The organism is Chromobacterium sp. CCUG 76385, assembly GCF_059916625.1.
Window position 1 is genome coordinate 42,755 of record NZ_JAUCGU010000009.1, and the last position, 19,086, is coordinate 61,840.

Annotated in this window: 16 protein-coding genes and 3 tRNA genes; 12 read left to right on the plus strand and 7 right to left on the minus strand. The window is 64.0% G+C overall.

Going from position 1 to position 19,086, the window contains the following annotated elements:
• Window positions 1–10: 10 nt before the first annotated feature.
• From QUG01_RS08275 to QUG01_RS08285, 3 genes are read right to left on the minus strand one after another with little or no spacing between them, the layout of a single operon-like run.
• The gene (locus QUG01_RS08275; protein ID WP_500829713.1) at window positions 11–688 is read right to left on the minus strand and encodes an ABC transporter ATP-binding protein; all 678 of its coding nucleotides are present in this window, start codon (window positions 686–688) and stop codon (window positions 11–13) included.
• Between the two features lie 17 nt (window positions 689–705).
• A complete protein-coding gene (locus QUG01_RS08280; RefSeq protein ID WP_500829714.1) occupies window positions 706–1,995 on the minus strand; it encodes an efflux RND transporter periplasmic adaptor subunit in 1,290 nt (429 codons plus the stop codon).
• A complete protein-coding gene (locus QUG01_RS08285; protein ID WP_500829715.1) occupies window positions 1,992–2,180 on the minus strand; it encodes a hypothetical protein in 189 nt (62 codons plus the stop codon). The genes QUG01_RS08280 and QUG01_RS08285 overlap by 4 nt, the downstream gene beginning before the upstream one ends.
• Before the next feature lie 226 nt (window positions 2,181–2,406).
• Between QUG01_RS08285 and QUG01_RS08290 the strand changes: the two genes are divergently transcribed.
• From QUG01_RS08290 to QUG01_RS08300, 3 genes are all read left to right on the plus strand, one after another.
• Window positions 2,407–3,750: a sigma-54-dependent transcriptional regulator gene (locus tag QUG01_RS08290; protein ID WP_500829716.1), complete on the plus strand. Its 1,344-nt coding sequence runs from the start codon at window positions 2,407–2,409 to the stop codon at window positions 3,748–3,750.
• The gene (locus tag QUG01_RS08295; protein ID WP_500829717.1) at window positions 3,734–4,945 is read left to right on the plus strand and encodes a sensor histidine kinase; all 1,212 of its coding nucleotides are present in this window, start codon (window positions 3,734–3,736) and stop codon (window positions 4,943–4,945) included. Before QUG01_RS08290 ends, QUG01_RS08295 begins: the two co-directional genes overlap by 17 nt.
• Window positions 4,946–5,066: 121 nt before the next feature.
• Window positions 5,067–7,748 carry a TonB-dependent receptor plug domain-containing protein gene (locus tag QUG01_RS08300; RefSeq protein ID WP_500829718.1) on the plus strand — a complete coding sequence of 894 codons (2,682 nt, stop codon included), beginning with the start codon at window positions 5,067–5,069 and terminating at the stop codon, window positions 7,746–7,748.
• 134 nt (window positions 7,749–7,882) lie between these two features.
• Here the strand turns inward: QUG01_RS08300 and QUG01_RS08305 are convergent.
• The 4 genes from QUG01_RS08305 to QUG01_RS08320 all read right to left on the minus strand — a co-directional run bounded on the left by QUG01_RS08305 (window position 7,883) and on the right by QUG01_RS08320 (window position 9,425).
• Window positions 7,883–7,957, minus strand: a tRNA-Glu gene (locus QUG01_RS08305).
• Between the two features lie 3 nt (window positions 7,958–7,960).
• Window positions 7,961–8,037: transfer RNA gene (locus QUG01_RS08310), tRNA-Arg, on the minus strand.
• A gap of 6 nt (window positions 8,038–8,043) precedes the next feature.
• Window positions 8,044–8,137: transfer RNA gene (locus QUG01_RS08315), tRNA-Ser, on the minus strand.
• Between the two features lie 61 nt (window positions 8,138–8,198).
• Entirely contained in the window at window positions 8,199–9,425 is a 1,227-nt protein-coding gene (locus QUG01_RS08320; protein ID WP_500829719.1) for an aspartate kinase, read from the minus strand.
• A gap of 219 nt (window positions 9,426–9,644) precedes the next feature.
• On the opposite strand from QUG01_RS08320, the gene QUG01_RS08325 reads away from it, so the two are divergent.
• The 9 genes from QUG01_RS08325 to QUG01_RS08365 all read left to right on the plus strand — a co-directional run bounded on the left by QUG01_RS08325 (window position 9,645) and on the right by QUG01_RS08365 (window position 19,080).
• Entirely contained in the window at window positions 9,645–10,583 is a 939-nt protein-coding gene (locus QUG01_RS08325; protein WP_500829720.1) for a hypothetical protein, read from the plus strand.
• A gap of 16 nt (window positions 10,584–10,599) precedes the next feature.
• Window positions 10,600–10,968, plus strand: a complete 369-nt coding sequence (locus QUG01_RS08330; protein ID WP_199154950.1) for a response regulator — start codon at window positions 10,600–10,602, stop codon at window positions 10,966–10,968.
• Between the two features lie 31 nt (window positions 10,969–10,999).
• On the plus strand, window positions 11,000–11,302 hold the full coding sequence (locus QUG01_RS08335) for an STAS domain-containing protein (RefSeq protein WP_500829721.1): 303 nt from the start codon (window positions 11,000–11,002) through the stop codon (window positions 11,300–11,302).
• Window positions 11,292–13,505: a chemotaxis protein CheA gene (locus QUG01_RS08340; protein WP_500829722.1), complete on the plus strand. Its 2,214-nt coding sequence runs from the start codon at window positions 11,292–11,294 to the stop codon at window positions 13,503–13,505. The genes QUG01_RS08335 and QUG01_RS08340 overlap by 11 nt, the downstream gene beginning before the upstream one ends.
• Entirely contained in the window at window positions 13,492–15,087 is a 1,596-nt protein-coding gene (locus QUG01_RS08345) for a methyl-accepting chemotaxis protein (protein WP_500829723.1), read from the plus strand. Before QUG01_RS08340 ends, QUG01_RS08345 begins: the two co-directional genes overlap by 14 nt.
• Before the next feature lie 17 nt (window positions 15,088–15,104).
• Window positions 15,105–15,650, plus strand: coding sequence for a chemotaxis protein CheW (locus QUG01_RS08350; RefSeq protein WP_500829724.1), 546 nt, complete (start codon window positions 15,105–15,107; stop codon window positions 15,648–15,650).
• Between the two features lie 67 nt (window positions 15,651–15,717).
• Complete coding sequence (locus QUG01_RS08355; protein ID WP_500829725.1) at window positions 15,718–17,337, plus strand: methyl-accepting chemotaxis protein; 1,620 nt, start codon at window positions 15,718–15,720, stop codon at window positions 17,335–17,337.
• 76 nt (window positions 17,338–17,413) lie between these two features.
• Complete coding sequence (locus tag QUG01_RS08360; RefSeq protein WP_500829726.1) at window positions 17,414–17,977, plus strand: chemotaxis protein CheD; 564 nt, start codon at window positions 17,414–17,416, stop codon at window positions 17,975–17,977.
• Window positions 17,974–19,080, plus strand: coding sequence for a protein-glutamate methylesterase/protein-glutamine glutaminase (locus QUG01_RS08365; protein ID WP_500829727.1), 1,107 nt, complete (start codon window positions 17,974–17,976; stop codon window positions 19,078–19,080). The genes QUG01_RS08360 and QUG01_RS08365 overlap by 4 nt, the downstream gene beginning before the upstream one ends.
• The last annotated feature ends 6 nt before the right edge of the window (window positions 19,081–19,086 follow it).

Below are 19,086 nucleotides of genomic sequence, written 5' to 3' on the forward strand. Positions count from 1 at the left end.
GGAGGTTTCCTCAGAGCTGAGTCGCATCTACCACTACGCGGCCATCCAGCATATTGATGGTGCGCGAGGCCAGCGCGGCGTGGGACGGCGAGTGGGTGACCATGACCACGGTGGTGCCGTCGGCGTTGATTTCGCGCAGCATTTTCATCACCTCGTCGCCATGGGCGCTATCCAGGTTGCCGGTCGGTTCGTCCGCCAGCAGCAGGGCCGGCCGCGACACCAGCGCGCGGGCGATGGCCACCCGTTGCTGCTGGCCGCCCGACAGCTGCGACGGATAGTGGCCGGCGCGATGGGCCACGCCCAGCCGCGCCAGCGCCGCGTCCACGCGCTGCTTGCGTTCGACCGACGGCACGTCTGAATACTCCAGCGCCAGCGCCACGTTTTCGCGCACCGTCAGCTCCTCGATCAGGTTGAAGCTCTGGAAAATGAAGCCGATGCGGCCGCGGCGCAGCTGATTCAGGCGAGATTCGCTCCAGCCGGCGACGTTTTGGCCGTCGAACCAGTATTCGCCGCCGTTGGGCACGTCCAAGAGACCCAGCAGCGACAGCAGCGTGGACTTGCCGCAGCCGGACGGGCCGGTCACCGCCACGTACTCGCCGGCCTCGATTTCCAGATCCACGCCATTGAGCGCGCGGGTTTGCACTTCGCCGCCGATGTGCAGCTTGCTGATGTTCTTCAGCTTGATCATTGTTTTCTTCTCCCTTGTCATTGCAGCGTCAGCTGCGTGTATTTGCCGAAGGCGGCGTAGGACGAGACGATGACCCGTTCGCCGGCCTTCAATCCATCCACTATTTCCAGCTGGGTCTGGCTGCGGCGGCCCAGGCGGATGGCGCGGCGCTCGGCGCGGCTGCCGTCGGCATTCAGCACCATGGCCCACGTGCCGCCGGTATCGTTGACGAACGCGCCGTTGGGCAACACCAAGCCCGACGCCGCCTGCCCCAGCGTCAGCCTGCCGTCCAGTCCCTGGCCCGCGTTCAGCGCGCCGGCCGGCTGCGCGTCGAACAGCAGCTCAAGCTGGAAATGGCCATCCTGCACCTGCGGATTGATATTGCCGACTCTGGCGGTCGCCGTCGCGCCGCCGTCCAATTCGATGGCGGCCTGCTGGCCGCGCTTCACCCGCGCCAGATAGAACTCGTCCACTTGCGCCGTCAGCTTGTAACGGCCCTGCCCATCAACCCGGCCCACGCGGTCGCCCGGCTTCAGCGAGCTGCCGACCTGAGCGGTGAAATTGGTCAGCTGGCCATCCATGGGCGCGCGCAGCGACAACGCCGCCAGGCTGTCCGATGCCATCTTTGTGCCGCGGCTCAGCTCATCCTGCGCCTGCTGCATCTGCCGCAACGCATTTGCCTTGATGCCCAGCTCGCGCGCCTGGCTCTGCTGCTCGTCGCGGTAGTCTTCGCGATACTGCTGCAGCCGGTCGCGCGAATCCTCCAGCGCGGCGGTGGAGATAAAACCCTGTGCCGCCAGCGCGGCATCGCGCCGGTATTGGCGCTCCTGCTGCTTCAGCTTCAGGGCCAGGTCGCTGAGCCGGCGGCGGTAGTCGCTGCGCGTCGCCTCCAGTTGTTCGCGGGTGGATGACAGATTGGCGTACTGCTGCGCCAGATCGGACTTGCGCGCCAATAGGTCCAGCTGGCGCTGCGGATTGGACAGCCGCAACAGCACCTGGCCAGCCTTGACCTTGTCTCCATCGTGAACCAACACCTCGTCCACCCGGCCGCCCTCTACCAGATCCAGCAGCACCGACTGCGCCGGCTGCACCGTGGCCCGCAGGATCACTTCGTCGCTGAAACGGCCCTGGACGACGGTGGCGATCTGCAGCTCGCTCGCCGCCACGCGCAATCCGGACGGCTGCCAAGCCCACCATGCCGCAGCCCCGCCCAAGGCCAACAGCAGCGCGGCCAGGCCAGCCTGCCGGCCGCGGCTCCAGCGTTTGCGCGCCACCACCTCATCCATGGCCGCGCCGCTGACCGGCGCCTCCGCATGCGCCTCGCTCACGCCACGCCTCCCGCCAGCCAAGACAATTGCAGCTTCAGACTGAATACGCCCAGATTGGCCGCCACGCGCATGCCGCCCGTTCCCAGGTGGCAGGCGAAAGACAGCGACGCATCCTCCAGGACGATGCCCATCACGACCAAAATGACAAACAGGGCCAACACTATCCAGGGAAATTTGCGGTTCATGACATCACCTCGCTTCGACTATGCCCTTGTCGCAGCAAGCTCCGTGCCAGAATTCAACCCACTGAATATGAATGAAAAATTTACTCAACCTCCCAAAACTGTCCGGAACCGGACAGCCAGCGGCGTCCGATAGCGGACACTGTCCGCCCGGCGGACAGCGCCGTACTTGCCAAGCCGTCGGCGACGCCGCAACATCATGACTTTGTGCTAATTAAAAGGTGGGCCGATGAGCCGCCCCGTGATCTTGCTGATAGAAGACGACGAAGACGTCGCGCTGGCCGCGCGCATGCTGCTGCGCAAACTCGATGCCGACTTCGTCCACCTGCCGCATCCGCAGCTGTTCGACGCCTGGCAACGCCAGCGTCAGGCCGATATCGTGCTGCTGGATCTGAACTACTCCCCCGGCGCGATAGACGGAGCGGAAGGCTTGGCCATGCTGGCCAGGCTGCGCGCGCTGCCGCGGCCGCCGCAGGTCTTCGCCTTGACCGCCTATGCCGACGTGCCGCTGGCGGTGGCCGCGCTGAAGCAAGGCGCCAGCGACTTCATCACCAAGCCCTGGCAAAACGACAAGCTGCTGCACACGGTGGCCAGCGCGCTGCGCGCATTGCAAGCCGCGTCACCGTCCAGCCACGCGGCGGACGACGAACTGCTAGGGGAATCGCCAGCGATGCAGACTTTGCGCGCGCTGATCGCCAGCGTGGCGCCCACCGATGCCAATGTGCTGATTCTGGGCGAAAACGGCGTTGGCAAGGAGCTGGTGGCGCGGGCGATCCATCGCGCCTCGCAGCGTCGCCATGGCCCCTTCCAAAGCGTGGACATGGGCGCGGTGCCGGAATCGACATTCGATAGCGAACTGTTCGGCCACCGCAAAGGCGCGTTCACCGACGCCCGCGCCGACCGCGCAGGCCGCTTCCAGAGCGCGGCTGGCGGCACGCTGTTTCTGGACGAGATAGGCAATCTGCCCTTGGCCAACCAGGCCAGGCTGCTGACGGCGCTGGAGCGCCGCCAGATCACGCCCTTGGGCGCGGATCGGCCGGAAGCGCTGGACGTTCGCGTGGTCTGCGCCACCAATCTGCCGGAAATCCAGCTGCACGATCCGCAATGCTTCCGCCGCGACCTGCTGTTCCGCCTCAATACCATCGTGTTGCGCGTGCCGCCGCTGCGCGAACGGCGCGAGGATATCCCGCTGCTGGCGCGGCACTACCTGCGCCATTACGCCGAGCAATACCGCAAGCCCTTGCGCGAGCTGTCCGAAGCCGCGCAGCAAAGCTTGCAGGCGCATGACTGGCTAGGCAATGTGCGTGCCCTGCGCCACGCCTGCGAACGCGCGGTCATTCTGGCCCAGGGCGAGCGTTACCAGGCGATGGATTTCGACTTGGCCGGCGTCCCGGCGATGGAAACGCCTTTGGCGTCGCCAGCCCGCGGGCTGAAACTGGAGGAACAGGAAAGGAAGACCATACGCCAGGCGCTGGAGCAATCCGCCGGCAACATCAGTCATGCCGCCAAACTATTGGGCCTGTCGCGCGCCGCGCTGTATCGCAGGATGGAGAAACATGGCCTTCAAGCTTGAGCGCCTGCGCGGCCTGATCCTGTCGCAAAGCGCCGGCCTGGCCGCCATCGCCGCCACGGCCATGGCCTGCCGCGATGCCCCGCGCGTGCTGGTGCTCTGCCTGTTGGCCGCGCTGTTGCTGGCCGCCTGGCAATGGCGCAGCAGCGCCTTGCTGGGCAAGCTGTCGGTCCAGGCGGCTGCCGAAGCCGAACCGGAACCGCTCAGACCATCTGCGCTGGCCGTCCATCCGCCGGAAATCCGCCTGGAACACGCGCCGGTGGCCTTGTTCCGGCTCAGCGCCGACCATGTCGAACCGCTGAATGCCCGCGCCCGCAAATTGACCGCGCCAGGCAACAGCCGCGATCCCGCTGCCTTGTATCAGGCGCTGCAGGCGCAAAGCAGCGACCGCCGCTGGATACGCTTTGAAACCGAGCGCGGCGTGGAGCGGGCGCTGGCCTCGGCCAGCAGCCTGGTGATAGAAGGCCGCCCCGAGCGGCTGCTGGCGGTGCTGCCGCTGGAAAGCGAACTGGAGGCGGAAACGCTGCGGGCCTGGCAGCAACTGGTGCATGTGCTGACGCATGAGATCATGAATTCGCTGACGCCGGTGGCCTCGCTCTCGCGCAGCGCCGCCGGCATGCTGGAAGACACGCCGGCGCTGCCCGACGATTTGCGCCAGGAACTGGAGCTGGCCTTCTCCGCCATCAGCCGCCGCGCCGACAGCCTGGCCGATTTCGTCACCAGCTACCGCAACCTGTCCGCGGTGCCGGACCCCTGCCCGGAAATCGTCGACATCAACGAATTGTTCGAACGCCTGCAGGCGCTGACCGCGCCCGCCTGGCGCGCCCGCGGCGGCCAGGCCGTCTTCCAGGTGGAATCAACCGCCATGGAGTTGAAAGCCGACGGCGGGCAGCTGGAGCAGGCCTTGATCAACCTGATCAAGAACGCCTACGAGGCCACCGCCCACCTGGCCGAAGCCAGGCTGACAGTCAGCGCCAGCCTGGGACGCGGCGGCCGGCTGAAACTGGAAGTCAGCGACAATGGCCCCGGCGTGGCGGACGACAAGATCGAACAGATCTTCACCCCGTTTTACTCCACCAAGGCCAAAGGCCGCGGCATCGGCCTGGCGCTGGTGCGCCAGCTGGTCAACAACAACGGCGGCACCGTGCGCTATGCCTGCAGCCTGGGCGGCGGCGCGCGGCTGATCCTGACATTCTGAACTAAGCGATATATTCCTAAGTCATTAGTTTTGCACTAATTAATAGCTAAACAAAAATGACATAGTGTTAAATTGTGTTTTCCGAAATTTGCATAGGACCAGCCAAGCCTGGTTAGATTCCGTGAAAACACAGTTTAATTTTCATTTTACTGTCATTGCAGCAGCCCTGCTGTCTTACACCGGCTTGGCGCATGCAGACGACTCCCAGCCCAACGCGCTGGACAAAATCACCGTCACCGGATCGCGCATCGCGCGCTCTGCCAAGGAAGGCCCAACCAGCGTCACCGTCCTCACCGGCGCCGACATCGAAAAACAGGGTTACACCAATGTCTACGACGCGCTGAACAATCTGACGCAGAACACCGGCTTCACCCAGGGCGCGGACTTCGGCAATACCTTCACCCCGGCCGCCAACGCGATCAGCCTGCGCGGACTCGGCCCCAACCATACGCTGACGCTGATCAACGGCCGCCGCATGGCCGACTATCCCACCGCTTATGAAGGCCAGGTCAACTTCGTCAATCTGGCAGATATCCCGTCGGTGCTGATCGACCGCATCGAAATCCTCAACGGCGGCGCATCGGCCATCTACGGCTCGGACGCCATCGCCGGCGTGGTCAACATCATCCTGAAAAAGCACCTCGATGGCGTCAACCTCAACCTCAAGGTCGGCGGGGCGGAGCATCATGGCGGCGAGAATGCCCGCCTGCAGCTGACCGGCGGCAAAAGCTGGGACCAGCTGAACGTGATTTACGGCCTGGAACTGAGCCAGCGCAATCCGATCTGGTCGCGCCAGCGCGGCTTCATGTCGGACGCCACCGCGCTGGGCGAGGCGCCGTCTCCCATCCTGGCGCGGCGCATCGCGGGGGGCAGCTATCTGGACGCGGGCAGCGCCTGCGGCAACTTCGCCGGCATGTTTGCAGGCAGCGTGCAAACCGTAGGCAATGCCCAAAAAGGCTATTGCGCCAGCGGGCTGCTGAAGCCGTCCTACTGGACGATCCAGACCGGCCAAGCCACACAGAACGGCTTCTTCAGCGCCAACTATCAGCTCAATCCGCACGCCGAATTCTTTAGCGATGCCATGCTCGGCTTCAAGCGCACCGAGAACAATACCCGCGGCCCCAGCTGGACGGCGGCGGCCGGCCAGGGCAATTATTTCCTGAACCAGAACACCGGCAATTATGAAAGCTGGGCCAAGCGCTTCGCGCCGGAGGAACTGGGCGGCGCCAGCAATTACAACCGCAAGTGGGATGATCTGGCCGCCAACCTGACCCTGGGCGTGCGCGGGGATCTGATTGGCAGCTGGAATTACGAGGCGGCCTACAACGCCTCGCTCTACACCAGCCAGACCACCACACCCATGCTGTTGAGCAGCGTGAACAGCTATTTCCTGGGGCCGCAACTGGGCACCGACAACAAGGGCGTGCCGATTTACGCGCCCAACCTCGGCCGTTTCTACCAGCCGCTGACGCCGGCCCAGGCCTCCAGCCTGATAGACAACAGCGTCAGCCACAATAAATCCTGGCTGCAGGTGCTGAGCCTCAGCGCCAGCGGCGAGGCCTTCCAGCTGCCGGCCGGTCCGGCCAAATTGGCCGGCCTGCTGGAATGGGGCAGCCAGGGCTTCAGCAACGAACCGGACCAAAGGCTGAACCAGGGCGTGTTCTACAACGCCTCGCCGGCCATCAATGCCAGCGGTTCCCGCTCGCGCCAGGCGCTCGGCGCCGAGCTGCTGCTGCCGCTGGCCAAACCGGTCAACCTCACGCTGTCCGGCCGCTATGACCGCTATGAGATCACCGGCAACAGCGAAGGGAAGTTCACCTATGGCGCCGGGCTGGAATACCGCCCCACCAGCAGCCTGCTGCTGCGCAGCAACTATGCCACCAGCTTCCGCGCGCCGGACATGAGCTATCTATTCCAGACCCAGACCCGCGGCTATTACTCCTCCACCACCGACTACTGGCGCTGCGCCCAGTCCGGCCAGCCGCTCGCCAATTGCCAGTACGCCGGCATGTCCCCCGGCTCCAACTACGTCAGCAACGGCAACCCCGGCCTGAAGCCGGAAAACGGCAAGTCCTATGGACTCGGCTTCGTCTGGTCGCCCAGCAAGGACGCCGACCTGTCACTGGATTACTGGAACATCACCATCAACGATCTGGTCACCACGCTGAGCGCCGACAAGCTGCTGCGCGACGAAGCCGCATGCCGCGGCGGAAATCTAGACATCCATTCATCGGCATGCCAAGACGCGCTCAATCGCGTGCAGCGCAATCCGGCCAATGCGCTGGTGGATCCGGGCGCCATCAACACCATCGTGGTCAATCCTATCAATGCTGCCAGCGAGCGCACCAGCGGCATCGACCTGAGCGGCAAGTACCGTTTGCGCACGGCAAAACTCGGCGACTTCCTGTTCAAAGCGACTTATACCAAGGTGCTGACGCATACCTACCAGCAGTTTGCCAACGATCCGGTGCAGGACGAGCTTGCCGACTTGACCAACACCGACTGGCCGGACAAGCTCAGCCTGACTACCGACTGGAACATCGGCGACTGGTCCAGCACGCTGCAGCTGACGCGCTACGGCAAGATTCCCAACGGCGCGGGCACCGGCTACCTGACACCCACCGTGCTGGCCAACCTGAGCGTCACCTATCAGGTCAACAAGAAAACCTCGGTCGGACTGATCGTCAACAATCTGCAGGACTTCATCAAGAAAGACTACACCGGCGGCTGGCCTTACTACCCGGTGGGCAGCTACACGCCTTACGGCCGCCAGGCCTGGCTCGAACTGAATCACAAGTTTTAAAGAAGGGATATGAAGAGACGGGATGCCTGGCGGCATCCCGTTTTTGTTTGCGCGCGGGAAACCGCAAATCGATTGCCGATGGCGCACACGCAAAAAAGCCCAGCATTTTTCAATGCTGGGCTTTTTCTGAATCCTGGCGTCCCCACGGGGAATCGAACCCCGGCTACCGCCGTGAAAGGGCGGTGTTCTAACCGCTAAACTATAGGGACAGCTGGCGCACCCGGAGCGATTCGAACGCCCGACCCTCTGGTTCGTAGCCAGATACTCTATCCAACTGAGCTACGGGTGCGTTATCTGGCGGAGAAAGAGGGATTCGAACCCTCGATACAGGTTTAAGCCCGTATGCTTCCTTAGCAGGGAAGTGCCTTCGACCACTCGGCCATTTCTCCGTTCAGAGAGCGCCATATTAAATATCGACGCTCCTGGTGTCAAGCATCAATCCGAAATTATTTACGCCGGCTGGTCCAGTCCGAAAACCTTATGCAATACGCGAACCGCCAGTTCCAGGTACTTTTCGTCTACCAGCACCGACACCTTGATCTCGGAGGTGGAGATCATCTGGATGTTGATGCCCTCTTCCGCCAGCGTGCGGAACATGGTGGAGGCGATGCCGCAGTGCGAGCGCATGCCCACGCCGACGATGGAAATCTTGGCCACCTTGTCGTCGGCGTCGATCTTGGCGGCGCCGATATGGGTCTGCACTTCGCGCAGGATGGACAGCGCGCGCTGGAATTCGCCGCGCGGCACGGTGAACGAGAAATCCGTGGTGCCGTTCTCGCCGACATTCTGGATGATCATATCCACTTCGATGTTGGCATCGGCGATCGGCCCGAGGATCTGGTAGGCGATGCCCGGCTTGTCCGGCACGCCCTTGACATTGATGCGGGCTTCGTTGCGATCGAACGCGATGCCTGCCACTACCGCCTTTTCCATGCTCTCATCTTCCTCAAACGTAATCAGGGTGCCCTCGCCTTCTTCCTCGAAGCTGGAGAGCACGCGCAAGCGTACCTTGTATTTGCCGGCGAACTCCACCGAACGGATCTGCAAAACCTTGGAACCGAGCGACGCCATCTCGATCATTTCTTCGAAGGTGACCGTCTTCAGGCGGCGCGCCTCCGGCACCACGCGCGGATCAGTGGTATAGACGCCGTCGACGTCGGTGTAGATCTGGCACTCGTCGGCCTTCAGCGCCGCGGCCAGCGCCACCGCCGAAGTATCCGAACCGCCGCGGCCCAGCGTGGTGATATTGCCTTCCTCATCCACGCCCTGGAAGCCGGCGACGATCACCACGCGGCCTTCTTTCAAATCGCCGCGCATCACATCCTCGTCTATCGACTGAATGCGCGCCTTGGTATGCGCCTGGTCGGTAACCAGCTTGACCTGCCAGCCGCAATAGCTCTTGGCCGGCACGCCGATTTCCTTCAATGCCATCGCCAACAGGCCGATGGTGACTTGCTCGCCAGTGGACACCACCACGTCCAGCTCGCGCGGATCGGGATAGTCCTGAATGTCCTTGGCCAGGGCGATCAGGCGGTTGGTTTCGCCGCTCATCGCGGAAACCACCACCACCACATCATGCCCCTGGGCCTTCCACTTGGCGACGCGGCGGGCCACATTCTTGATGCGCTCGGTTGTCCCAACCGATGTGCCGCCGTACTTCTGTACGATGAGTGCCATACGTGCTTCTTAATTGAAAAAAGTTGAATATCGAACTTCGATTCTGACCATAGAATGTCCAGAATTGCAAGACGGAAATGCCCGGTGCCTATCCCCTGGCGAAATATCCGTCTATTCCCGGCGTGGGTTCTCCAGCACATCCGGCAGGCTGTTTGCATCCCCACAGCGCAACGGCTACAAACAGTATGAAGACTATGTATCCGAAGACGGGACCGATGCATGATTGCCCCTGTTCAACCCTGGCGCTGGATCCGGCTGGAAATAGGCTTGGCCATCAACGGGGCAATACAGTATGCCTTGTTCATAGATCATCCCCTGTTCTGGCCCGCCGTCGGCCTGAGCACACTGCTGATCACGCTGCTGGTCATGTGGCCGTCGCCGGCGCCCGCCATCGCGGCGCAGGACAGCGACCAATCCGCGTATTGGCGCAGCGTGGCTGCCCATGTCTACGCGCTGCTGCCCTTGTGGGCCGGCCATGTCGCGCTGGGGCGGGAGCAGATAGACGAAGCGGCCCTGCAGTTGACCGCCCGCTTCGACCACATGCTGCGCCAATTGGGCAGGCCATCCCCGCCAGCGGATGATTCGCCCCACCCGCTGACCGCGGCGCAGAACAAGCTGACCGATACGCTGGAAGCGCTGCAACTGCCGGCGCCGCTGCAGAAGCAACTGCTGCCGCAACTGCAGCAATTGAAGCAATCCGGCCAGCAACTGGCGCTCCTGACTAAAAGCCTGCCCGCAGGCGAACCGTCGCCGACAGCCGCGCTTGAGCAGATCGGCGAGCAGGTCCGCTTATTGCTGCGGCAACTGGAGTCCATCGATGCCGATGTCCACGACAGTTGCCGCGCCTGCCAGATGAAACTGGACGACCCAGCCGCCAGCCTGGACTTGCAGGCCACGATAGAAGAGGTGTTGACCCATCTGCAGTTCCAGGATCGGGTCAATCAGATTTTGTCCCATGTGCAAAACGATATCTGGCAACTGGAAGCAATGCTGCACGAGGCCTTGAACAGTCGAGATGACGCGCTGCCGGAGCCGCCGGATACCGAGGCCTGGCTAATCGCCCTGAAAAACAGCTACACCACCCATGAACAACGCGCGCTGCATAACCGGGATCATAACGACAAGACGCCCGGCGCCAGCGACATCACTTTTTTCTGAATGACGGGGAAGGCGGATGACCAAAACGATATTGATCGTCGACGACTCCACCACGCTGCGCCAGGTGGTGAGGATGACCCTGGTCGGCGCCGGCTATGAGGTGCTGGAGGCCGGCAACGGCAAGGAAGCGCTGGACATCCTGGACGGCCGCAAGATTCATCTGATCATTTCCGACGTCAACATGCCGCTGCTGGATGGCATTGAACTGCTCAAAAACATCAAGCAACTGCCTCATTACAAATTCACTCCGGTCATCATGCTGACCACCGAATCCGCCGAGGACAAAAAACGCGAGGGAAAAGAAGCCGGCGCCAAGGCCTGGGTGGTCAAGCCATTCCAGCCGCCGGCGCTACTGACGGCCGTTTCCAAACTGATCCTGCCCTGAACGGCAGCCGACACCTGACGCAGGAGCGGACATGACGCTTTCCCTTGTCGCCGGGCATGAGCAAACCATCTACCAGGCCGCGCAATGGCGCGCCGATCTGGAACAGGCGCTGCGCAGCGAAGAGGACATCCTGCTCGACTTGTCCACCATAGAAGAAATCGACTGCGCCGGCGCCCAGGTACTGATCTGGCTGCGCCGCGAGGCCGAACGGCGGGGCCGCAAGGTTGACCTGCGCGATCCCAGCCGCTGCGTGCGCGAGTTCGCCTTGCTGATGGGCCTGCAGCGCGAGCTGCTCCCCGCCACAGAGAACGAGGAGACCGGCGATGGATCTTGAGCTGGCCATGCAGACCTTCCTGGAGGAGGCGCGCGAACTGCTCGGCGACATGGAAGGCATTCTGCTGGACATCGATCCGGCGCGCGCCGACGCCGAACAGCTGAACGCGCTGTTCCGCGCCATGCACACCATCAAGGGTTCGGCCGGCCTGTTCGGCCTCGATGACATCGTCGGCTTCACCCATCAGGCGGAAAATCTGCTGGATCAGCTGCGCGACGGCCAATTGCGGCTGGACGATGAGCTGGTGGGGCTGCTGCTGCGCTGCCACGACCACGTCAAGCTGATGATACAGGCGCTGGACGACAAGGCCGATCTCGCGTCTCTGCACGACGCGGCCTTGCTGCAGTCGCTGCAGGCTTATCTGGCCGCGCCGCACCCGGCGCCCGCGCCTGCCCCCCCCTCGGCCATGGCGGCGCAAGAAGAACAAGAGGCGCAAGACGCGTCCGATGCCCTGCCGCCGCAAGAACCCTGGCTGCTGTCGCTGCGCTTCGGCCCGGACGTGCTGCGCAACGGCCTCGACCCGTCTTCCTTCCTCCGTTATCTGGCCACGCTGGGCAGCATCGAACAGATCGAAGCGGTCAGCTGCAATCTGCCCATCGGCGAGGACTTCGACGCCGAGACCAATTACCTGCGCCTGGAAGTGCTGTACCGCAGCGACATCGACGAACAGACGCTGAACGAGGTATTCGAATTCGTCCGCGAGGACAGCGAGCTGCATATCTGGCCGCGGGGCCGCGCAGGCGCCCATCTGGCGGAGGCCTGCGCCAATGCGACGCCGGCAGAGGCCGAGGCGGTGAGACTGGCCTGGCAGCGGTTCGGCGCGCTGGACGAGGACGAAACCGAAGCCCACGCAGTCGAGCCTGCGCGGCCTCCCGCCGCCGAACCCGAGCCGCCGCGCGAGGCCGCCGAAGCGATTCACGAACCGCCCCCCCAGGCGGCGGAAACCATGCCGGCCGCCGGCGAAAGCCGCCGCCAGCACGAGAGCAAATTTCTCAAGGTGGAAGCCGGCAAGCTGGACAGCCTGATCAATTTGATCGGCGAACTGGTCATCGCCGGCGCGGCGGCCAATCTGCTGGCCCGCCGCTCGCAACAACCGCAGTTGGTGGAATCGACGCTGGCGATCGCCAACCTGATCGAACAGATTCGCGCCGGCACCCTGTCGATGCGCATGGTGCAGATAGGCGAAATCTTCCAGCGTTTCCCGCGTGTGGTGCGCGACGTCTCGCGCGAGCTGGGCAAGGACATCCAGCTGCACATCGTCGGCGCGGAAACCGAACTGGACAAATCGATGGTGGAAAAGCTGGGCGACCCGCTGCTGCACATCGTGCGCAACGCCATCGACCATGGCATAGAATCGCCGCCCATCCGGCAAGCGCACGGCAAGCCGGCCACCGGCAATCTATGGCTGAATGCCTATCACGAATCCGGCAGCATCGTCATCGAAGTGGCGGACGACGGCGGCGGCCTGGACCGCCAACGCATCCTGGCCAAGGCGCGCGAACGCGGCCTGCTGGGCGATGAGGATGAGCCGCCGGACAGCGTGGTGTTCCAGCAGATATTCGAAGCCGGCTTCTCCACTGCCGACCATGTGACCAATCTGTCCGGCCGCGGCGTGGGCATGGACGTGGTCAAACGCGGCATAGAACAACTGCACGGCACGATAGAGATCGACAGCGAAACCGGCCGCGGCACCACCTTCCGCCTGCGGCTGCCGCTGACGCTGGCCATCATCGACGGTTTCCTGGTCGATGTCGGCCATTCCACTTTCGTGCTGCCGCTGGAAGCCGTGGTGGAGTGCATAGAGCTGCCGGCCGATCTGCCGGAAAACGGCGTGCACGACTGCATCAACCTGCGCGGCGAACTGCTGCCGCTGCTGCATCTGGGCCGCTTCTTCGAACTGCCGCCCATCGCCGCCGCCCGCCGCAACATCGTGGTCGCGCAATATGGCGAGCGCAAGGCCGGCCTGGTGGTGGACGCGCTGCAAGGCGAGTTCCAAACCGTGATCAAACCGCTGGGCACGCTGTTCAGCGCGCTGAAAGCCATCAGCGGCTCCACCATACTCGGCACTGGCGAAGTGGCGCTGATTCTGGACGTGCCGGCGCTGATCCAGCACGCCTGCCGCAAGGAGCTGGAGCGCCTCGCCCACACCATGCCCTCCACCGCCGATATCCTAGCCAACGGAGCACGCCATGACGGCCCTTAAAGACATGCGCATCGCCACCCAGCAAGCACTCGGCTACGGCGCCATCATCGCGCTGCTGCTGGCATGCATCGCGCTCGCCATGCTCGGCCTCCAGGAGCTGGGCGAAGTGATCCATGGCATCACGATCAACAATCAGGAAAACCGGCTGGCGCACCAGCTGCTGGAGCAGAACCAGGAAATCCGCATCGATATCCGCGCCGCCCTGCTGGCGGACCAGCCGGGAGAAACCTCGCAGGCCAGCCAGGCGTTTCAGGATTCGCTGCGCCGTTATCAGGACATCGAACAACAGCTGGCGCAGCTGTTCCAGCGCGAGTCAGACACCCGAGCGCGCGAGCGCGAGCTGATGGGCGCGATCCAGACCGCCAGCCGAGACGCGCACCAGGCTTATCAACATGCGTTGGAACTGGCGATGCAGCAGAGGGCCGCCGAAGCCCGCGCGCTGGTCAATGCGGGCAAAGGCGCGGTATTGAATCAGAACATCGCCGCGCTGGCCGAATATGAAGACCAGCTGAACAATGGCCTGGTGCAGCAAAGCGATCACGCCACCGCCTCCAGCCGCAATCGCCTGTTGCTCTTGGCCGGATTGGCCATCGTCGCCAGCGTGCTGATCGCGCTGTTCACCCGCAATGAACTGCTGCGCACGCTGGGCGGCGAGCCGCAGCAGGTGGCGGCCATGATGCACGAAGTGGCCAAGGGCAATCTGCAGTGCCGGGTCAGGCTGCGCGAAGGCGACCGCGGCAGCCTGGCAGCCTCCATCATGCAAACCGTGCAGACGCTGGCCACCATCATCGCCGAGGTCAAGAGCGGTTCGGAAAGCCTGTCGGTGGCCGCGCAGCACATCCACGCCACCTCGCAGCTGCTGGCGCAATCGGCCAGCGAGCAGGCGTCGGGCCTGGAGGAAACCTCCAGCTCGGTGCAGCAGATGTCGGCCTCGATCAACCAGACCAGCGACAACGCCAGGATGACGGAAGGCATCGCCGAAAAAGCCTCCAGCGAAGCCGCCGCCGGCGGCCAGGCGGTGCAGGAAACGATACGGGCGATGCGCCAGATCGCCGACAAGATCAGCATCGTCGACGACATCGCCTACCAGACCAATCTGTTGGCGCTGAACGCCGCCATCGAGGCGGCGCGCGCAGGCGAGCACGGCAAGGGCTTCGCCGTGGTCGCGGCCGAAGTGCGCAAGCTGGCGGAGCGCAGCCAGGTGGCGGCGCAGGAAATCAGCACATTGGCGCGGGGCAGCGTCGGACTGGTGGATCAGGCCGGGGGCCTCTTGGAGGAGATCGTCCGCTCCAGCCGCCGCACTTCCGACCTGGTGCAGGAGATCGCCGCCGCCTCCGGCGAGCAATCCGGCGGCGTCGGCCAGATCAGCCTGGCGATACAGCAGCTGAGCCACACCACGCAGCAGAACGCCAGCGCCAGCGAAGAGCTGGCCGCCACCGCGGAACAGATGAACCGCCAGGCGGAAAACCTGCACGATCTGATCGGCTTCTTCCATCTGGGCACGCTGCAGGGCGGCTCGCACGGCGCGCCCGCGGCGCCGCGGGCCAGCCACAACGCCGATGCTTTCCGACGCATCGAATGACCACCGGAGACGCAGCCATGGCAGCACTGAACATTCTGCGCCGCAGCGACGGCCACCCGGTTCAAGAGGAACCAGGCGACATTCGCCAGTTCCTGACCTTTCAACTGGCCGGCGAAACCTTCGCCGTCGGCATCCTGCGGATACGCGAAATCCTGGAGTACATCAAGCTGACCACCGTCCCGCTGATGCCGCCGTTCATCCGCGGCGTGATGAACCTGCGCGGCGCGGTGGTGCCGGTGATCGACCTGTCGCTGCGCTTCGCGCGCGATCAAACGGCGATCAACCGACGAACCTGCATCGTCATCATCGAAATGGAACATGCGGAACAGTGCCAGCTGATAGGCGTGCTGGTGGACACCGTGCACGAAGTGCTGGCCATCCCGGACAGCGAAATCGAGCCGCCGCCGCAGTTCGGCAGCAAGATCCGGGTGGACTTCATCGAAGGCATGGCCAAGGTGGACAGCCACTTCGTGGTGCTGTTGAACGTGGACAAAGTGCTGTCGCTGGAAGAAATGTCGCTGCTGTCCGAACTGAGCCGCCAGGAAATGGCAGAGGAGGAGTGATGCGCGCTCGCCATCATGCAGTTGCGGGCCGTCGTGGACAGCCACCGGCCCGACGCGGAGACCCACGATGAAAAACCTCACCATCCGCCAACAATTCAGCCTGTTGATTGTCTGCGTGCTGCTGGGACTGGGCCTGCTGACCGTCACCGCCTGGCAAGGCTTGCGCGCCGTGATGATCAATGGCGGGCTGTATCATCAGATAGTCATCGGCAAGGATTTCATCAATGATCTGGACCCGCCCAATCAGGACCTGGTCACTGCCTTTCTGGCGGTGAACATGCTGCGCAACACCACCGACCCGTCGCTGCGCCAGCAATGGTTCAACCTGCTGCGGGCCAAGCGCGCCGAATTCTATGACGGCCAGAAAAAGTGGCAGGCCAGCGATCTGCCGCCCGATATGCGCGCCATGCTGGAACAGAAAGTCAAACCGACGGCGGATGCCTTCTTCCAGGAATTGGAGACGCATTTGCTGCCGGCGCTGGAAGCCCATGATCAACTGGAGATCAACCGCTCATTCGACCGGCTGTCGGCCGACTACGACCTCAACCATCAGGCCATCCTGCCCTTGATCGACAAAACCAACCAGATGCAGCATGCAACGGAAACGGAAGCCGAACGCAATACCCGGCTGACCTTCTCCTTGCTCGGTTCGGTCAGCCTCGCCGTGCTGCTGCTGCTGACCGGCTCCTTGACCTGGATATACCGCCAGCTGGTGCGCCAATTGGGCGGCGAACCGCAGGCGGTGGCCGATATCGCGCGCGAAGTGGCCGCAGGCCGGCTGAACATCACCACCACGCCAGCGCCGCAGGACAGCCTGCGCGACGCCATGCAGCAGATGTGCCAGCAGTTGCGCGCCATCATCGGCGATGTGAAGATAGGCGCGGATGGCATCGCCAGCGCGGCCCAGCAAATCAGCGCCACCTCCATGGCCTTGTCGCAAAGCGCCAGCGCCTCGGCCGCAGGCGTGGAACAAAGTTCGGCTTCGATCGAACAGGTCTCGGCCTCGGTCAGCCAGACCAGCGACAACTCACGCACCACCGAAGCCATCGCCGAAAAGGCATCGGAAGAAGCCACCGAAGGCGGCAAAGCGGTGCAGCAGACGGTGCTGGCGATGCGCCAGATCGCCGAACGGGTCGGCATCATCGACGACATCGCCTACCAGACCAATCTATTGGCGCTGAATGCCGCCATCGAGGCGGCGCGGGCTGGCAAACACGGTGCCGGCTTCGCCGTGGTGGCGGCCGAAGTGCGCAAGCTGGCGGAGCGCAGTCAGGTGGCGGCGCAAGAAATCGGCGAACTGGCCGAACACAGCGTCACCGTGGCCGAGCAGGCCGGCCGCCTGCTGCTGGAAATCGTCCGCTCCAGCGGCCGCACCGCCGACCTGGTGCAGGAAATCGCCGCCGCCACCCAGGAGCAGGCCGGCGGCATAGGCCAGATCAGCCAAGCCATTCAGCATCTGAACCACTCCACCCAGCAGAATGCCGCCGCCAGCGAGCAGTTGGCCTCCACCGCGGCGGAGATGAATATGCAGGCGGAGCGGCTGCAACAGGCCATGGCCTTTTTCCATCTGGGCCATCCGGCAGGGATGGCAGCCGGCGCTGCGCCCGCCTTGGCCTTGGCGGCAACACCAGCCTCCGCGCCGGATGCGCCCAAAACGGACGAGCACGACGATATGTACCGTTTCTGAAACTCGGACTGTACTAGATTGAAATGACACACAAGCCGCCGGCTCGCGCCGGCGCAAAACAAGGAAGCCTTGCATCATGGCGCCATCCCCGCCCAGCGCAACAGGAACCCCGCCCGCAGCCGATTCGCCCAGCGACGCGGTGTTCCTGCATCCTGGCGAATGGCACTTCGGCGGCAGCGGCACCCGCATCCGCACGCTGCTCGGCTCCTGCGTGTCGATTGTGCTATGGCACCCGCAGGCCCGCGTCGGCGGCATGTGCCATTACCTGCTGGCCCAGCGCAACCACCGCCGCACCGAGACCCTGTCCGGCCGCTACGGCGACGAGGCGATGCTGTTGCTGCTGCGGGAAATCCTGGCCTGCGGCCTGCCGCTGCAGGAGTTTCAGGCGCGGCTGGTCGGCGGCGCCTCGATGATGCTCAGCCGCGAACGCAAGCTCAGCCACGATGTCCCGTCGCGCAACATCAATCTGGCGCGGGCGATGGTCAAACAGCTTGGCCTGCGGCTGCAGGGGGAAGACTTGGGCGGCAGCTGCCCGAGGCTGGTGCTGTTCGATGTCGCCAGCGGCAATGTTTGGATCAAACAATCACAAGAGGCCGAGCTGGAAGCGATGCCGCCTCCCAACGCAAGGACGCGCACATGAGCATCAAGGTTCTGATCGTCGACGACTCCGCCGTGGTGCGGCAGGTGTTGAGCCAGGTTTTCGACAAGGCCAGCGGCATCGAGGTGATGGACGTCGCCAATGATCCGTATATGGCGATGGACAAGATGAAGCTGCACTGGCCGGACGTGATCGTGCTGGATGTGGAAATGCCGCGGATGGACGGCATCACCTTCCTCAAGCAGTTGATGGCGACCCGCCCGACGCCGGTGGTGATCTGCTCCTCGCTGACGCAAAAAGGCACCGACATCAGCATGCAGGCATTGGCGGCCGGCGCGGTGGAGGTGATCGCCAAGCCGGCGGCAGGGGTCAAGGGCTTCCTCGAGGAAAGCGCCAATCAACTGGTGATGGCAGTGCGCAGCGCCGCCGCCGCGCGCATGAACCGGATGCGGGTGATGCCGTCGGCCAGCGGCGCGGCGCCCAGCGCCGGCAGCAGCAGCGCGGCGGCGCTGGAAACGCGCCCCAAGCTGTCTGCCGACGCCATCTTGTCCGCCCCGACCGGCAGCAATGTCTTCGCCACCACCGAGCGCATCGTCGCCATCGGCACCTCCACCGGCGGCACCCAGGCGCTGGAGGCCATCCTGACCGAGCTGCCGCGAACCTGCCCGGGCCTGGCCATCGTGCAGCACATGCCGGAGAAATTCACCCGCTCCTTCGCCGACCGCCTGAACAGCCTGTCGCAGATCGAGGTCAAGGAGGCCAGCAACGGCGACCGCATCCTGCCCGGCCGCGCGCTGATCGCGCCTGGCGGCAAGCATATGATGGTCAAGCGCAGCGGCGCCTACTACCAGGTGGAAGTGGTGGACGGCCCGCTGGTCAGCCGCCACAAGCCATCCGTGGATGTGCTGTTCCGCTCCGCCGCCAAGTTCGCCGGCCGCAACGCGCTGGGCGTCATCATGACCGGCATGGGCGACGACGGGGCCAAGGGGCTGAAGGAAATGCATGACTGCGGCGCCAAGACCATCGCTCAGGACGAAGAAAGCTGTGTGGTGTTCGGCATGCCCAAGGAAGCGATCAAGCTGGGCGCCGCCGACGAAGTGATGTCCTTGGACATGATCGCCAAGGCGATCTGCCGGCAGGGATAGGCGCCG

Bases quoted from the DNA above. Each gene is read 5' to 3' on its own strand.
- QUG01_RS08325 (WP_500829720.1), top strand. From the start codon at position 9,645: ATGATTGCCCCTGTTCAACCCTGGCGCTGGATCCGGCTGGAAATAGGC.
- QUG01_RS08335 (WP_500829721.1), top strand. From the start codon at position 11,000: ATGACGCTTTCCCTTGTCGCCGGGCATGAGCAAACCATCTACCAGGCC.
- QUG01_RS08330 (WP_199154950.1), top strand. From the start codon at position 10,600: ATGACCAAAACGATATTGATCGTCGACGACTCCACCACGCTGCGCCAG.
- QUG01_RS08350 (WP_500829724.1), top strand. From the start codon at position 15,105: ATGGCAGCACTGAACATTCTGCGCCGCAGCGACGGCCACCCGGTTCAA.
- QUG01_RS08365 (WP_500829727.1), top strand. From the start codon at position 17,974: ATGAGCATCAAGGTTCTGATCGTCGACGACTCCGCCGTGGTGCGGCAG.
- QUG01_RS08295 (WP_500829717.1), top strand. From the start codon at position 3,734: ATGGCCTTCAAGCTTGAGCGCCTGCGCGGCCTGATCCTGTCGCAAAGC.
- QUG01_RS08285 (WP_500829715.1), bottom strand. From the start codon at position 2,180: ATGAACCGCAAATTTCCCTGGATAGTGTTGGCCCTGTTTGTCATTTTG.
- QUG01_RS08320 (WP_500829719.1), bottom strand. From the start codon at position 9,425: ATGGCACTCATCGTACAGAAGTACGGCGGCACATCGGTTGGGACAACC.
- QUG01_RS08340 (WP_500829722.1), top strand. From the start codon at position 11,292: ATGGATCTTGAGCTGGCCATGCAGACCTTCCTGGAGGAGGCGCGCGAA.
- QUG01_RS08345 (WP_500829723.1), top strand. From the start codon at position 13,492: ATGACGGCCCTTAAAGACATGCGCATCGCCACCCAGCAAGCACTCGGC.
- QUG01_RS08275 (WP_500829713.1), bottom strand. From the start codon at position 688: ATGATCAAGCTGAAGAACATCAGCAAGCTGCACATCGGCGGCGAAGTG.
- QUG01_RS08290 (WP_500829716.1), top strand. From the start codon at position 2,407: ATGAGCCGCCCCGTGATCTTGCTGATAGAAGACGACGAAGACGTCGCG.
- QUG01_RS08355 (WP_500829725.1), top strand. From the start codon at position 15,718: ATGAAAAACCTCACCATCCGCCAACAATTCAGCCTGTTGATTGTCTGC.
- QUG01_RS08360 (WP_500829726.1), top strand. From the start codon at position 17,414: ATGGCGCCATCCCCGCCCAGCGCAACAGGAACCCCGCCCGCAGCCGAT.